Below are 15,703 nucleotides of genomic sequence, written 5' to 3' on the forward strand. Positions count from 1 at the left end.
CTTAGCCATTTAGCATGGCTTTTAAGGCAGATAATGAAGCTTGGCCGCGTTCTTTTTTAGTGCTTTCCCCTTCGTCGCTGCGGCCTTCCCACACCAAGTCTTCTTCTGGTAATTCGTCCAAGAATCGACTTGGCAAGCAGTCGATCTCTTCACCGTATTGACGACGTTTCGCAGCTAAGGTGATGCACAAAGTCTTTTTCGCCCGAGTGATGCCCACATAAGCCAGTCGACGTTCTTCTTCAATGTCGTCGTTCTCTATGCTGTTTCTATGAGGTAACAGTTCCTCTTCACAACCAATCAAGAACACATGTGGATATTCCAAACCTTTGGAAGCATGAAGCGTTAATAACTGAACTTTGTCTTCGTCTTCCTCTTCTTCTTGGCGTTCCAGCATGTCGATTAATAACAGCTTACTAATGGCTTGATCCAAGCCTGCTGTTTCGTCTTCTTCCCAAGCGGATTCCATCATGCGTTGAATGGAATCCAGCAAGAAGCGCACGTTTTCGATGCGTCGATCACCCGCTTTGTTAGAGGAGGTTTGCTCTTGAATCCAGCCGTAATAATCCATGTCGTGAATCATTTGCTCGATCACTGGAACAGGTGAAGCGCCTTCTAGGCGTTGGCGCAAGTTGGACATCCAACGTTCAAAGTCCTGCAAACTTTTTAATGAGCGCCCAGTAACGGTGTCTTCCAGCTCTTTATAACCCGATGCTTCAAACAAACTCACACCGCGCTCAGTAGCGAGGTTCCCCACTTTTTCAAGCGTGGCTGGTCCAATCTCTCGACGCGGCAAGTTAACGATGCGTAGGAAAGCGTTGTCGTCGGAAGGGTTTACCAAAAGACGCAAATAGCTCATTAAATCTTTGATTTCCGCCCGAGAGAAAAACGAAGTACCGCCGTTCATCTTGTAAGGAATACGGTACGCTTGTAACTTGATCTCTAACAAGCGCGCTTGGTGGTTGCCACGATACAAGATGGCAAAATCTCGATAGGGAATTTCATGACGTAAATGACGTGATTGTATTTCGGCTGCCACACGCTCCGATTCCGCATCTTCGTTACGGGTCACCATAACGCGAATCGGGTCGCCCTCTTCGTGATCACTCCATAAGGCTTTATCGTAAATATGCGGATTGTTCGCTATCAGCGTATTGGCCGCTTTCAGGATGGTTTTAGTCGAACGGTAGTTTTGCTCCAACTTGACCAATTTCAAACTCGGGTAATCGACAGACAAACGCTCAAGGTTTTCAGGGCGTGCACCACGCCACGCATAAATAGATTGATCATCATCGCCTACTAGAGTGAAACAACGACGAAATCCAGCTAACAAACGAATCAATTCATACTGACTGGCGTTGGTGTCTTGGCACTCATCCACCAGCAAGTAGCGAACTTTGTTTTGCCAACGATCGCGCAGCTCTGCATCGGCCATTAACAAACTAACCGGCAATAAGATCAAATCGTCGAAATCTACTGCGTTGTAAGCGCGCAAATAACGCTGATATTGCACATACACTTGCGCCGCTAGCAGAAACTCTTCGGTGTCCGCATTGGTCATGGCTTCTTGTGGCGTAGTTAGATCGTTTTTCCAGTTGGAAACCGTATTTTGACAGTAAGCGGCAGAGTCAGTTTGACCGTTAAATTCTTTATCGAGGATTTCTTTGATCAGACTAAGGGAGTCTTGAGAATCAAAAAGGGTGAAGCCTTCTTTTAAACCCGCGCGGCGATATTCTTTACGAAGAATGCGTAAGCCTAAATTGTGGAAAGTCGAGATACTCAAGCCTCGACTTTCTTGTTTAGACAACATGCCGACAACACGCTCTTTCATTTCTCGCGCCGCTTTATTGGTAAAAGTCACCGCGATAATACTATTAGCTTTGAAGCCACATGTTTGAATCAGATAGGCAATCTTTGTGGTGATAACACTGGTTTTTCCCGAGCCAGCACCCGCCAATACTAGCAAAGGTCCATCGATCTGTTTGACGGCATCTAGCTGACGCTCATTCAGATTGCGAAGACGATGGGATATGGATGGCATGGATTGACTCATGGAAAAACTCTGGCTCGTATGGCTATTAAAAATCAGCCGTAAGTGTACCCGACAATAAAGAATCTCGCACTGAGAGAAAAATCATAAAAGCAAAAACTAACAAGCACAAAAAAGGGATGCACAAATGGCATCCCTTTTTTGACGCTAAGCAAATAGATTATTTACCTGTTTCTTGAGCGTTGTTTTCAGCAACTGGTCGACGGCTCCAATAGCTCGCCAACAAAGATCCTGAAATATTGTGCCACACACTGAAAATCGTTCCAGGTAAAGCTGCCATTGGCGTGAAGAATTTCACCGCTAGCGCTGCTGCTAGACCAGAGTTCTGCAAGCCTACTTCAAAGGCAATAGTACGACAAACACGAGCGTCAAAACCAAGTAGGTAAGTGACCCAGTAACCCAAGGTCAAACCAATCGCATTATGCAGAATAACCGCTGCCGCAACAATTAGACCTACTTGAACGATCTTGGATGCACTCAATGCCACTACAATGGCAATAATCAGCACGATGGCAAACATTGAGATGTACGGAAAAATCGGCTCAGCTTTGCGTACAAACTTTGAGAAGAAGGTATTAATCAACACACCCGCCGCAACAGGCAATAATACGATTTTAAACAAGCTCATTAACATACCAGCGACTGGTACATCGACGCTCTGACCAATCATTAGAGATACTAAGAATGGTGTCAGTATTACGCCAAGTAAGGTCGAAATAGCCGTCATGGAAATAGACAGCGCCGTATCGCCTTTTGCTAAGTAACACATAACATTCGATGAGGTACCGCCTGCCACACTGCCCACAAGCAACATGCCAACGGTTAATTCCGTATCAAAACCAAATGCAAAGGCCACACCAAACGCCGCAATAGGCATGACTAAAAATTGCAATAACACACCCACACCAACGGCTTTACCATTCTTCAATACTTGTTTGAAGTCTGCAGGGCTTAAGGTCAATCCCATTGCCAACATAATGATGGTCAATAATGGAACGATTTGAGTTTTCAAGCCGACAAATAAATCCGGTTGAAAAAAGGCAATTGCTGAAAGCAATAACGCCCAAAAAGGGAACAGCTGGATAACCATAAGACAACACTCCACATAGGCCACTCACCCTTGCCGCTAATAAATCAACAACTGCGAGCACGCAACGACTATTTAATTATTATTAGTCCCAAAAATGGGAAGAGGATTGTAACGAAATGAGCAAGGTTAAAACAGCTTTTATCCTGCATTTAAAAGAGCTGAAAATCTTTAATTAAACCTCATTGAAGGCATGATTCGCCTCCAATGTTTCGGAGTAAAGTCTATGGTTAAGCCGTTTTTAAAAGTAGCCTTCGTTTAAGAAGAGACCGCCACAGATAAGGTTTTTTCCATTTTTCGATAACTTAACGATTCCATTAAATGCGCTCTTGTTACTGGAGAGTCGTTTAAATCTGCTAGAGTAAGCGCCACTTTTAAGACTCGATGATAAGCACGCGCCGAGAGTTTTAGTTTTTCCAATGCCTGTTGCATGAACTGCTTGTCATCATCACTTAGCGCACAAATAGCTTCTAATTGGCGGCCACTTAGCAATGCATTTTGTACGCCTTGACGCGCTCTTTGCCTTGCAACTGCGCGTTCAACTCGTTCGCGAACATTGGCACTGCACTCCCCTTCTTCTTGCGCGTTCACTAAAACATTAGAAGGCAAAGGTGGAACCTCTACATGTAAATCGATACGATCCAAAAATGGCGCAGAAAGTTTTTTAAGGTATTTTTGGCTAGCGCTGGATTGATAATAATCCTGTCCACCATTGTAGGCTTCGTTACTGGCGTTCATAGCGGCAACCAATTGGAATCGAGCCGGAAAAGTCACTTGACCGCGAGCTCGGGAAATATGCACTTCGCCGTTTTCCAATGGTTCGCGCAGTACCTCTAACACTTTGCGATCAAATTCTGGTAGCTCGTCCAAAAATAACACGCCACAATGCGCTAAAGAGGCTTCGCCTGGTTTAGGAATTGAACCGCCTCCTACCAATGCAGCAGCCGAACAAGAATGATGCGGAGACCTAAAGGGGCGTTCAGACCAATACCAATCGAGTCCCATTTTTCGTCCAGCTACCGATTGAACTGACGCCACAGCCAGTGCTTCAGCTTCAGTCATAGCGGGCATTATACTTGGTAAACGTGACGCTAACATGGTTTTGCCTGTTCCAGCTGGACCTATAAATAATAGATTATGCCCGCCTGCTGCTGCGACTTCTAACGCTCGCCGCGCCTGATATTGGCCTTTTACATCGCGCATGTCTTTATGATCCAAAGGCAACGGCTCTGTGGGTTTAGATTCGCAAACAGGTAACTTACTTAATTTTAGTAGATGGGCTGTCACTTGGGTAAGGTGTTTAGCAAATACCGCGTCGCCTTCCACTAAAGCGGCTTCTTGTTGATTGTCTTCAGGAAGAATCAGCTGACGGTTAGACTGATGACAAGCAATGGCCGATGGTAGTAATCCTGGCACGCCACGAATATCACCCGACAAAGCCAATTCGCCAATAAACTCGGTATCACGTAAATTCAACTCTCCAAGTTGCCCAGACGCGACTAACACACTGATAGCAATCGCCAAATCATATCGACCGCCCTCTTTGGGTAAATCCGCTGGCGCTAGGTTGATGGTGACTCGTCGAGTGGGAAATTCAAAATGGCTGTTTATAATCGCGCTACGCACACGATCTTTTGCTTCTCGAACGGCAGCTTCAGGTAAACCCACTATATTAAGGGAAGGCAATCCATTTGAAATATGAGTTTCAACGGTAACGAGAGGAGAAGACACGCCCACACGGGCACGACTATAAATAGTAGCTAAACTCATGATCACTCCTTGATCAATTTAATTGGCAATTTTCAACGACAAGCAATCCAGCTTGTCATTTCTTTCGTATCTCTATTTCATTCGCTTATTAAGGTTACCGACTTCCCATGCACCAAATAAACCCCAACAAACTGCTGTTATCAAAATGGACGTCCACCTCACCACAGCAAAAAGAAAAGCATTTTATCGTCACCAAACTCATTAAAGATGATAACGACATCGTCATAGAATGCGTGCTTGAAGCCGTAATCAACAAAAATCAGTACTCTCTACCTTGGCAAGCCCTGACATCGCCTGAAAAATGGCTCCAAGGTTGGAAATGAGTTAGTCTTTTTTCTCTAACTCATTTAAACGAGCTTCCAATACAGCCAATTTTTCACGGTACTTGGCCAACATTGCAGCTTGCACTTCAAACTCTTCACGTGTGACTAAATCCATTTTGCTTAATGTATTACGTGCCACTTCGTGCAGTTGCGCCTGAATCTCTTCTTTTGGCAGCTTACCCAATGTTTCTGCTGCTTGTCCTAATCCGGTTCCAAGCTGCTTTATAAATTGATCAATCATGTCATTCTCATTTTTGCATTTACAATACTTAATAGTATAGAAGCCTAAGTAAGGTGCAAACAAGCTCTCAGCTGCACATCTTTATATCCCTGCTCCTTTATAAACACGCAATACTATTAAATTGCCTCTTTTTTGTGCGAGAAATAAAATATTGCGGGCTTTAATCAAAACAAATCCTCTAAATAAGGCACGCATTACACTCTTAGCTAAATGTTTATTTTCTGATCAGAAGCAATAAGATAGGGATCTCGTCCAGTAATGCCACTCACACAAGTCACCCATTCGCACCAAGTTAATGCAATGACCAACCAAGACACCCCAATATGCCGCACTAAATAAAGCCATCTGATGCTCTTTTTAATTTCGAAAAGTCGACAAAATCCTTACAAAGCCATTGTTATAAGGGCATATCTATATATGGCACGCATATTGAATAAAGCTAAGTACCTGCGATACGACAATAAAACTGACTTTTAAAGGAGACAGTGGGTATGAAGCTTATAACTGCCATCATCAAGCCATTTAAACTCGATGATGTTCGAGAAGCACTTTCTGAAATCGGCGTTCAAGGTATCACCGTAACAGAAGTAAAAGGTTTCGGACGTCAAAAAGGCCACACAGAACTATACCGCGGCGCTGAATATGTAGTGGATTTTTTACCTAAGGTAAAAATCGAACTTGCCATTGCAGATGAAATGACCGACCAAGTGGTTGAAGCCATCACTGGCGCAGCAAACACTGGCAAAATCGGCGACGGTAAGATCTTTATCGTTAACCTTGAACAAGCGGTTCGTATTCGTACCGGCGAGACTGGTGTAGAAGCAGTTTAATCACTGCTCTAATTATACAAGCCTTTAGGGGGGCGAGACATGCAAGATCAAATTTTTCACTTACAATATGCGATGGACACCTTTTATTTCTTGGTGTGTGGCGCGCTGGTCATGTGGATGGCAGCTGGATTTGCCATGTTGGAAGCAGGTCTAGTACGTGCTAAAAACACCACTGAAATTCTAACCAAGAACGTGGCTTTGTTTGCCATTTCTTGCATCATGTATCTAGTTTGTGGTTACGCTATCATGTACGGTGGCGAGTGGTTCCTTACTGGTATTCAAGACGTAGATGTTGCTTCTACTTTAACGGACTTTGCAGGACGTGAGGGTGGATTTGAAGGCGGTGCAATCTACTCTGGTGCTTCAGATTTCTTCTTCCAAGTTGTGTTCGTTGCAACAGCGATGTCTATCGTATCTGGCGCAGTTGCTGAACGTATGAAGCTTTGGGCTTTCCTAGTATTTGCAATCGTAATGACTGGCTTCATTTACCCAATGGAAGGTAACTGGACTTGGGGTGGCGGTTCTGTATTCGGTATGTTTAGCCTTGGCGACCTAGGTTTCACTGACTTCGCAGGTTCTGGTATCGTTCACATGGCTGGTGCTTCTGCTGCATTAGCTGGCGTATTGGTACTTGGCGCTCGTAAAGGCAAGTACGGTCCAAACGGTGAAGTTCGCGCTATTCCTGGTGCTAACCTACCACTAGCAACATTAGGTACTTTGATCCTTTGGTTGGGTTGGTTCGGATTCAACGGCGGCTCTGTACTAAAACTTGGCGATATCGCTAGTGCTAACTCAGTTGCCATGGTGTTCTTGAACACAAATGCAGCAGCAGCTGGCGGCGCAATCGGTGCACTTATTCTCGCTCGAATCTTATTCGGCAAAGCCGATCTAACTATGCTTCTAAACGGTGTACTTGCTGGCTTGGTAGCAATCACCGCGGGTCCTGATACGCCATCTGCTCTAGGTGCGACGCTTATCGGTCTTGTTGGTGGTTTGATTGTTGTTGTGTCTATCCTGACTCTAGACAAGCTTAAAATCGATGATCCAGTGGGCGCGATCTCTGTTCACGGTGTGGTTGGTCTTTGGGGCTTGCTAGCTGTGCCACTAACTAACGATGGCACTACGTTCGGCGGACAAATCGCGGGCGCTCTTACTATCTTCGTTTGGGTATTCGTTTCTAGCCTAGTGGTTTGGTTAATCATCAAAGCCATCATGGGTGTTCGAGTTACTGAAGAAGAAGAATATGAGGGTGTTGACCTTTCTGAATGTGGTATGGAAGCGTACCCAGAATTCAGCAAGAAGTAATATCTCTTCATAAAACTTAGACATTTTAATATCAAAACCCTCGCCTCGGCGGGGGTTTTCTTTTTATATCCCTTATTGAGTTAGCGTTATACACCCTTATGACATACTGATCTCTTACTTACTCACACCGATACGCGTTATCATGAGCAATACATAAGACCGATTTATAGAGGCCAACATGCACGACGATTTACATTTAACCATTCGTAACCTTACCAACGACGACTACGACGAAATAAAAGTACTGATGGATAAGGTCTATCACGACATTGGTGGCTCATGGCCGGAACACACAATCCACAAGCTGATCAAAGACTTTCCTGAAGGACAAATCTGCCTAGAAGACCACGGTAAAATCGTTGGCTTAGCCTTGTCTGTTCAAGTCAGCTATCAGCGTTTTAGTAACCCGCATACTTATGATGATCTTATCGATCAAAAAGAAAATATTTTAAACGACGATCGTGGCGACGCTATGTACGGTCTAGATGTTTTGATCGCGCCAGAATACCGCGGCTACCGTCTTGGCCGTCGTTTATATGAAGCGAGAAAAGACCTTTGTCGTCAGCATAACTTACGAGCTATTTTGGCGGGTGGTCGTATTCCAAGTTACCACGAACACGCCCATGAAATGAGCGCTGCGGAATACTTAGAATCCGTTCGCGAACGCAAAATTTACGACCCTATTCTGACTTTCCAATTGTCTAACGATTTCCAAGTTACTCGTTTACTAAAACGCTACATGCCTGAAGATGAAAAATCTCAAGGCTACGCAACCTTGTTGGAATGGAAAAACATCTTCTTCGAACCAGATACTAACGTGATTCGTTCACGTAAAACCCAAGTTCGTATCGGTGCGATTCAGTGGCAAATGCGTGAAGTAGAAAGCGTTGACGAGCTACTAAAGCAAGTCGAATACTTTATCGATGCAGTATCTGATTATAAAAGTGACTTTGTATTATTCCCTGAATTTTTCAATGCACCATTGATTGGACTAAGCCCAGATCAAAGTAACCAGACTGAAGCCATTCGCTTTTTAGCGAGCTTCACTGAACGCTTTATCAATGAAATGTCCCAGTTTGCAGTCAGCTATAACATCAACGTCATTACCGGCTCCATGCCAGTAATTGAAGACGAGACTGTTTATAACGTCAGTTACCTATGTCGTCGTGACGGTACCGTGGAAGAGCAAAAGAAAATACACATCACTCCCCACGAACGCCGTGACTGGGTTATTGAAGGTGGCAATGATTTACGCGTCTTCAATACTGATGCGGGCCGAGTAGGCATCTTGATTTGTTACGATGTGGAATTCCCTGAGCTAGGTCGATTACTGGCCGAGCAAGACATGGACATTTTGTTTGTACCATTCTGGACAGATACGAAAAATGGCTACTTGCGTGTACGTCGCTGTGCCCAAGCACGTGCCATTGAAAACGAATGTTACGTGGTTATTTGTGGTAGCTGTGGCAACCTTCCACAAGTGGAAAACCTTGACATTCAATATGCACAGAGTTCCGTGTTTTCACCATCTGATTTCTCTTATCCGCACGATGCGGTTATGGCGGAAACCACACCAAACACAGAAATGATCATGTTCTCGGATCTAGATTTAGATAAGCTAAAATTGACTCGCAGCGAAGGCTCAGTGAACAACCTAAAAGACCGTCGTACCGATCTTTACTCAGTCAATTGGAAAAAATCGAAATAAGCGATACAGCTTTTTCCTGTGATAACATGGACGTTATCGCAACATCTTAAAGAGACCTCTCATGACCAAAGCAAAAACCGCCTTTGTATGCAATGAATGCGGAGCCGACTACGCAAAATGGCAAGGACAGTGCCAAGCCTGCAGTGCGTGGAATTCACTATCCGAAATACGCCTTACTTCTAGCAAAACTTCTGCTCGTGTTTCCGCTAGCCAAGATCCACGTTATCAAGGTTACGCTGGCGCTGTTACTGGTATACAGAATTTATCCGATGTGGATTTAGGCGATGTTCCTCGCTTTAGCTCAGGTGCAAACGAATTCGACCGAGTATTAGGCGGCGGATTGGTTCCTGGTGGTGTAGTACTGATTGGTGGACATCCAGGCGCAGGGAAAAGTACCTTATTGCTGCAAACCATGTGCTGGCTTGCGCAACAACAAACCGCGTTGTATGTAACTGGCGAAGAATCCCTTCAACAAGTTGCCATGCGAGCACAACGCCTTGGCTTACCGACTCAAAACCTCAAGATGCTGTCAGAAACCAATGTGGAAGCGATTTTAACCATCGCCCAACAAGTTAAACCGAAAGTCATGGTTATCGACTCGATCCAAGTGATGCATTTGGATGGTGTTGAATCCGCTCCAGGCAGCGTATCACAGGTTCGAGAAAGTGCGGCTGTCTTGACACGTTTTGCCAAGCAAACACAAACTGCGGTATTGCTCGTTGGTCATGTGACTAAAGACGGCTCTTTGGCTGGACCAAAAGTACTAGAACACATGGTGGATTGCTCTGTGTTGCTCGAAGGCTCAGAAGACTCACGCTTTCGCACCCTTCGCGGCATGAAAAACCGCTTTGGTGCCGTGAATGAGTTAGGTGTTTTCGCCATGCTAGAAAATGGCCTAAAAGAAGTCAAGAACCCAAGTTCCATTTTCTTAAACCGTAGCAATCATCCAGCGGCTGGCAGTCTTGTGATGGTCGTTTGGGAAGGCACTCGCCCTCTTTTGGTGGAGCTGCAAGCGCTGGTCGATGATTCAGCTTTAGGTAATCCAAGACGGGTCACAGTGGGCTTTGACCATAATCGTTTAGCCATGCTTTTGGCCGTTTTGCATAAGCACGGCGGCTTACTAACATCAGATCAAGATGTGTATCTGAACGTGGTTGGCGGTGTAAAAGTATTGGAAACCAGCGCAGATCTCGCGGCCATCGCTGCAGTCGTTTCTAGTTTCCGCGATAGAGTATTACCGCATGATTTAGTGGTGCTTGGGGAAGTTGGTTTATCGGGTGAAATTCGTCCTGTACCATCAGGACAAGAACGTATCAGTGAAGCGGCGAAACATGGCTTTACCAGAGCTGTGGTACCAAAAGCTAACTGCCCGAAAAAGCCTATCGAAGGCATGAAAGTCATCGGAGTTGAACGTTTATCTGAAGCGCTAGACGCAATTTTTGAGAATTAATTGACCGATTAACAACCCGAATAGGTCAGTAATCATTTGTTAGTTCAAACAGGTCTGTCATCTGTTCATCTTCCATACCATATGGAAGCGCCTTGGCAGAATCGGCTTCCAATCTTTCTTGGCGAGCTTTTAGCAGACGCGCACGACGTTGCTGACAAAGATCCAATACATGATGTCGCGCTTCATTGGACAAAGAAAACCAATGAAAGCGCTCTTCCCTACTGCGCAAACAACCTTTACAGAATCCTTTGGCACTGTTTTCACACACACCTCGGCAAGGGCTTTCTATGGCAAACAGTTCTATTTGTTCCATAACGCCTCCCTCTAAAGGTTTATGTGAGTCTGCTTTATTCTGTCGCTAGCTGAAAATCGTACACTTCTTCAGGCGACAAAAAATACACTCGGTCCGCTGGAGCGGCATCCAAGGAAAACCAATAAAAACGTTCTGGCACACCCATTTCCAAATAAAAATTAACATAGGCGGCGTGAACAGGATCAGATACATTTAAATTTGTTGCTTTAATTCTTGTACCATCCGACCAAGCATGAACACCTACGCCAGCACCTGCACCGATACTTCGTGTTACGCCTCCTAAGAATAAATCAACTCCGCCAGAAAGCACATAACCAGTCTGAGCGATACTAGTATTCAAGCCAAGGCGACGAATCAATCGCGCACCTTCCATTGTCGCTTCTTGATCAACAGAACCAGGCACGTCAACTAAGACTAAGTCCGTTACATTCGGATTTTTACGCACCATATCACTGAGCTGTTTAACTAGATCACTACCTAAGACGCCGGACAAATAAGCCGAATTTCCTTCTACATCAATTACTAAACTGTCAGATACGTCGACATCTGCTTTTTTATTTGCCTCCATTCCTGAACAAGCGGTTAAAAATAACGCTATGATTAAGCATAAGAATCTTGATAATGAAGCAACGCTACGCTTTTTCTTCATATGACATCCGGTAGTGTAAAGAAAAAATTTAATAGAAATGAACCAAAGTGGATTCTATTTCGTAATTATAAAAGTGCAATTAATTGATGAAAAAGCACTTTTGTATACTCAACTAAACAAGTCAAGGATTGCAGCACTCGTGGTAAATACTAGCAAATTTAAGCACCAGCATTCTTTCACTTCAAACCACATATTCAATAGTCTCCAGCAAACCTCTAAAATTTTAAATACAGCATCCTCTATTGGGTGTGTTGCTCATTTTATTTTCATTTTATTATTTATCTACCTCGATCACCCCCTGCTTGCTTGGATCAATATTTTAAGTGTATCCGCTTGGCTACTGACATTTTGGTTTAATCGTATTGGACGACACGATATTTCTATTTTAATCATGAGTATCGAAGTACTCAGCCATGCTATTTTAGCCACCAGCTTATTGGGAGTTGAGGCAGGCTTTCAGTATTACCTTTGGCCGATGGCTCTACTCTTGATGGCCATTCCCTGCTTTAGTGTTGCTTGGTCAACAGTGATTGCTTTAATCCATATAACAGCATTCACTCTGCTTAACGTATTCTCCCAGGATAAAGCAGATAGCTTAACCTCTTACTATCCGCTGTTTTTTATATTCAATGTAATGGGAGCAAGCCTTCCCTTCATCATCACTGCAGCTATTTCTCGCTCGGCGTATGATAAACAATACTTTTTAATGGCTGAGTTAGCCGAGAAAGATGAACTAACACAGCTATTTAACCGTCGCTTTGGTCTTGAAGCGTTAAATTATTACGCTAATCAAAAGGGTGAGGATAAAGCCCCTTTCTGTATTAGTTTAGTTGACGTTGACCATTTCAAAAGAGTAAATGACCAACTGGGGCATAGCAAGGGTGATGAGATTCTCGTCAAGATCTCAAGTTATCTGTCGAAATCCATGCGTGAAACCGATATTTCAAGCCGTTGGGGTGGCGAAGAGTTTCTGTTCATCTTCCCTAATGTGGAACTCGCTAAAATTCAACAACGTATAGAGACAATCTGTAAAGAGATGCCTAATCATGTATTTTTAGAAAACTGGGATAAGACTATCAGTTGTAGCTTTGGTCTGATTCAAGTAGAAGAAAATGAAACCGCTGAAGACGCTTTAAAACGAGTCGATGATTCGCTTTATCAAGCTAAAAAAAATGGCCGCTACCAAGTAGTAAGCGACCATTAAAACATTTCTCACATTGCATAAAAGAATCGAAAGAAACGTCTGAGATTTAACTTATTCAACTTATGAAGGGAAAGAAAAACTCTTTCCCTCACGAACACCAGCCGAAGGCCAACGCTGAGTAATGGTTTTGCGTTTAGTGTAAAAGCGCACGGCATCTGGACCGTAAGCGTGCAAATCACCAAACAGAGAACGTTTCCAACCACCAAAGCTGTGATACGCCACAGGCACAGGTAAAGGTACATTAATACCTACCATGCCCACTTCAATATGATCAGAGAAATAACGCGCCGCTTCGCCATCACGAGTGAAGATACAGGTGCCGTTACCGTATTCATGGTCGTTAATCAGCGTCATAGCCTCTTCCATAGTATCGACTCGCACCACTTGCAGCACAGGACCAAAAATCTCTTGCTGGTAGCTATCCATGTCTTTGGTCACACCATCAATGAGTGTCGCGCCAACAAAAAAGCCATTTTCATAACCTGCCACTTGTGGATAACGTCCATCCACCACAACAGTAGCGCCTTGCGATTCTGCACTATCAATAAAACCGACGATTTTGTCTTTATGCTCTTTGGTGATAACTGGACCAAAGTCATTACTCTTATCTGAGCATTCCCCCACCTTAAGCGGTTTCATGGCGTCGGCCATTTTACTCACCAAAGCATCTCCAGCCGCTTTACCAACCGCAACAGCAACCGACAAAGCCATGCAACGCTCCCCAGACGAACCGAAGGCCGCACCAAGTAACTGGCTGACGACGTTATCCATATCTGCATCTGGCATGACAATCGCGTGATTTTTTGCTCCGCCTAGAGCTTGGCAGCGTTTGCCATTTGCACTGGCTTTGCTATAAATATATTCAGCAATTGGTGTGGAACCCACAAAACTCACAGCTTTTACTCGTTTGTCTTCCAACAAGGTATCAACTGCCACTTTATCACCATTTACCACGTTAAAGACGCCGGCAGGCAAGCCCGCATCATGCAGTAACTCAGCGATAAATAATGCAGTGCTCGGATCACGTTCCGATGGTTTCAAAACAAAAGTATTGCCGCACACAATCGCCATCGGGAACATCCATAGCGGCACCATGGCTGGGAAGTTAAATGGTGTAATACCAGCAACTACTCCTAACGGCTGAAACTCGCTCCAAGAATCGATATTTGGACCGACGTTTTTACTGAACTCGCCTTTTAATAACTCTGGCGCACCACAGGCGTATTCAACATTTTCAATGCCGCGCTGCAACTCTCCGGCGGCGTCATGGCAAATCTTGCCATGCTCAGCGCCAATCAGTTCGCAAATTTTATCCGAGTGTTTTTCTAATAAGACTTTGTAATTAAACATAATGCGGGCGCGCTTTAATGGCGGAGTATTACGCCATTCTGGATAAGCAGCTTGAGCAGCGGCAATCGCTTCTTCAACCGTTGCACGAGAAGCAATAGCGACTTTTTTTGATACCTTACCAGTTGCTGGATTAAACACATCCTGAGTACGTTCGGCTTGCTCTGAATACTTGCCGTCGATCAAATGCCCGATGATTTCCATGAGTACTCCATTATAGTCATTCTAAAAGGGTTAGTCGCATCATAACGACATAAAAAAGTCACATTAGTAACAAACATTGACTCTACTATGCCTATGGGAATAGATTATAAAAAGTCGAATCTATTAACGCTTAGTTAATCATTTACTTAACTAACTTAACGAACATATAGGCCAACAATGAACCAATTTCAAAGTCAGGTAAGCGATGCAGATCTACGCGTATTGCGGATTTATCGAACCGTGGTGGAATGCGGTGGCTTTTCAGCCGCAGAGGTTGAGTTAAATATCAGTCGAGCCGCGATCAGTATTGCCATATCTGATTTAGAAACACGTTTAGGCTTCCGTTTATGTCAACGAGGACGCTCAGGGTTTTCGCTGACAAACGAAGGCAGTCAAGTCTATGACTTTACCTTACAGCTACTGTCTTCCATCGAAGATTTCAGAACCAATATCAACGCTCTTCACCAACATCTAAAAGGTGAGTTAAATATTGGCATCACTGATAATCTCGTTACCTTGCCGCATACTCGTATCACAAGAGCTTTAGCAGGACTAAAAGACAAAGGCCCACAGGTTGCCATTAACATTAGAATGATTCCGCCTACGGATGTAGAGCGAGGCGTGCTAGATGGGCGTTTACATGTTGGTATCGTGCCAGATTTAAAAATACTCAGCGGTTTGGATTATCACCACCTTTACGAAGAAGAGTCCAAACTCTATTGTAGTGACACTCATCCATTGTTTAGTGTCGCTGATAATAAAATATCAAAAGCCAAACTTAAAGAGTTTGATGCTGTACTTCCTGCCTATGCCCAAACACCCGAAATAAAAGCCCAGCATCAACCTCTTACCGCAAGTGCCACAGCCACAGACAGAGAAGGAATTGCCTTCCTTATTTTAACTGGCCGTTATATCGGTTTTTTACCAGATCATGTGGCTGCCCACTGGATTCGTGACGGACGCATGCGCCCTATTCTCCCAGAAGAATGCCACTACATAACACAATTCTCAGCTATCACCAGAAAAGGTGCCCGCGCCAATCTTATTTTAGAAACTTTTTTAGATGAGTTAGAAAAAACACAATAAGGCAAAATAGCAGCTATTCTCATTAGATATCCCTTTAGAGGAATATCTTTCATATATATTTAAAAGTTCATATCCTTAAGCAAGAGATATAATATAGATTCATCTAACTATTAATTTCCTAAATATTTACGGAGCAATG

The 15,703-nt window shown here is 44.0% G+C and carries 14 protein-coding genes; 7 read left to right on the forward strand and 7 right to left on the reverse strand.

Annotation, left to right across the window (positions count from 1 at the left end; all coding sequences use genetic code 11):
- Window position 1 precedes the first annotated feature (1 nt).
- The 3 genes from rep to CYL31_RS17000 form a co-directional block, all read right to left on the reverse strand.
- Complete coding sequence (gene rep / locus CYL31_RS16990) at window positions 2-2,050, reverse strand: DNA helicase Rep (protein ID WP_212916341.1); 2,049 nt, start codon at window positions 2,048-2,050, stop codon at window positions 2-4.
- 157 nt (window positions 2,051-2,207) lie between these two features.
- Window positions 2,208-3,137, reverse strand: a complete 930-nt coding sequence (locus tag CYL31_RS16995) for a bile acid:sodium symporter family protein (protein WP_212916342.1) — start codon at window positions 3,135-3,137, stop codon at window positions 2,208-2,210.
- Between the two features lie 255 nt (window positions 3,138-3,392).
- A complete protein-coding gene (locus CYL31_RS17000; protein ID WP_212916343.1) occupies window positions 3,393-4,904 on the reverse strand; it encodes a YifB family Mg chelatase-like AAA ATPase in 1,512 nt (503 codons plus the stop codon).
- Window positions 4,905-5,011: 107 nt separating this feature from the next.
- On the opposite strand from CYL31_RS17000, the gene CYL31_RS17005 reads away from it, so the two are divergent.
- Window positions 5,012-5,227, forward strand: a complete 216-nt coding sequence (locus CYL31_RS17005; RefSeq protein WP_212916344.1) for a TIGR02450 family Trp-rich protein — start codon at window positions 5,012-5,014, stop codon at window positions 5,225-5,227.
- Window position 5,228: 1 nt separating this feature from the next.
- Here CYL31_RS17005 and CYL31_RS17010 read toward each other — a convergent pair whose 3' ends face one another.
- Window positions 5,229-5,468, reverse strand: coding sequence for an accessory factor UbiK family protein (locus CYL31_RS17010; protein WP_212916345.1), 240 nt, complete (start codon window positions 5,466-5,468; stop codon window positions 5,229-5,231).
- Window positions 5,469-5,959: 491 nt separating this feature from the next.
- Here CYL31_RS17010 and glnK point away from each other — a divergent pair, with 491 nt between their 5' ends.
- The 4 genes from glnK (at window position 5,960) to radA (ending at window position 10,761) form a co-directional block, all read left to right on the forward strand.
- Window positions 5,960-6,298: a P-II family nitrogen regulator gene (gene glnK, locus CYL31_RS17015; protein ID WP_012071322.1), complete on the forward strand. Its 339-nt coding sequence runs from the start codon at window positions 5,960-5,962 to the stop codon at window positions 6,296-6,298.
- Between the two features lie 39 nt (window positions 6,299-6,337).
- Window positions 6,338-7,603, forward strand: a complete 1,266-nt coding sequence (locus CYL31_RS17020; RefSeq protein WP_100188286.1) for an ammonium transporter AmtB — start codon at window positions 6,338-6,340, stop codon at window positions 7,601-7,603.
- Between the two features lie 178 nt (window positions 7,604-7,781).
- Entirely contained in the window at window positions 7,782-9,311 is a 1,530-nt protein-coding gene (locus CYL31_RS17025) for a carbon-nitrogen hydrolase family protein (protein ID WP_100188287.1), read from the forward strand.
- A gap of 61 nt (window positions 9,312-9,372) precedes the next feature.
- Window positions 9,373-10,761 carry a DNA repair protein RadA gene (gene radA / locus CYL31_RS17030; protein ID WP_212916346.1) on the forward strand — a complete coding sequence of 463 codons (1,389 nt, stop codon included), beginning with the start codon at window positions 9,373-9,375 and terminating at the stop codon, window positions 10,759-10,761.
- Between the two features lie 25 nt (window positions 10,762-10,786).
- Here the strand turns inward: radA and CYL31_RS17035 are convergent, their stop codons facing one another.
- Both CYL31_RS17035 and CYL31_RS17040 read right to left on the reverse strand, forming a co-directional pair.
- On the reverse strand, window positions 10,787-11,074 hold the full coding sequence (locus CYL31_RS17035) for a DUF1289 domain-containing protein (protein ID WP_072840638.1): 288 nt from the start codon (window positions 11,072-11,074) through the stop codon (window positions 10,787-10,789).
- A gap of 34 nt (window positions 11,075-11,108) precedes the next feature.
- Complete coding sequence (locus tag CYL31_RS17040; protein WP_212916347.1) at window positions 11,109-11,723, reverse strand: COG3904 family protein; 615 nt, start codon at window positions 11,721-11,723, stop codon at window positions 11,109-11,111.
- Window positions 11,724-11,760: 37 nt separating this feature from the next.
- On the opposite strand from CYL31_RS17040, the gene CYL31_RS17045 reads away from it, so the two are divergent.
- The gene (locus CYL31_RS17045; protein WP_212916348.1) at window positions 11,761-12,927 is read left to right on the forward strand and encodes a GGDEF domain-containing protein; all 1,167 of its coding nucleotides are present in this window, start codon (window positions 11,761-11,763) and stop codon (window positions 12,925-12,927) included.
- A 60-nt stretch (window positions 12,928-12,987) separates the two neighbouring features.
- Here the strand turns inward: CYL31_RS17045 and CYL31_RS17050 are convergent, their stop codons facing one another.
- The gene (locus CYL31_RS17050; protein ID WP_072840641.1) at window positions 12,988-14,478 is read right to left on the reverse strand and encodes a CoA-acylating methylmalonate-semialdehyde dehydrogenase; all 1,491 of its coding nucleotides are present in this window, start codon (window positions 14,476-14,478) and stop codon (window positions 12,988-12,990) included.
- Between the two features lie 177 nt (window positions 14,479-14,655).
- Between CYL31_RS17050 and CYL31_RS17055 the strand changes: the two genes are divergently transcribed.
- Window positions 14,656-15,564: a LysR family transcriptional regulator gene (locus CYL31_RS17055; RefSeq protein WP_212916349.1), complete on the forward strand. Its 909-nt coding sequence runs from the start codon at window positions 14,656-14,658 to the stop codon at window positions 15,562-15,564.
- Window positions 15,565-15,703: the final 139 nt, after the last annotated feature.

It is taken from the genome of Marinomonas sp. A3A (assembly GCF_018336955.1).
GTDB lineage: Bacteria > Pseudomonadota > Gammaproteobacteria > Pseudomonadales > Marinomonadaceae > Marinomonas > Marinomonas lutimaris.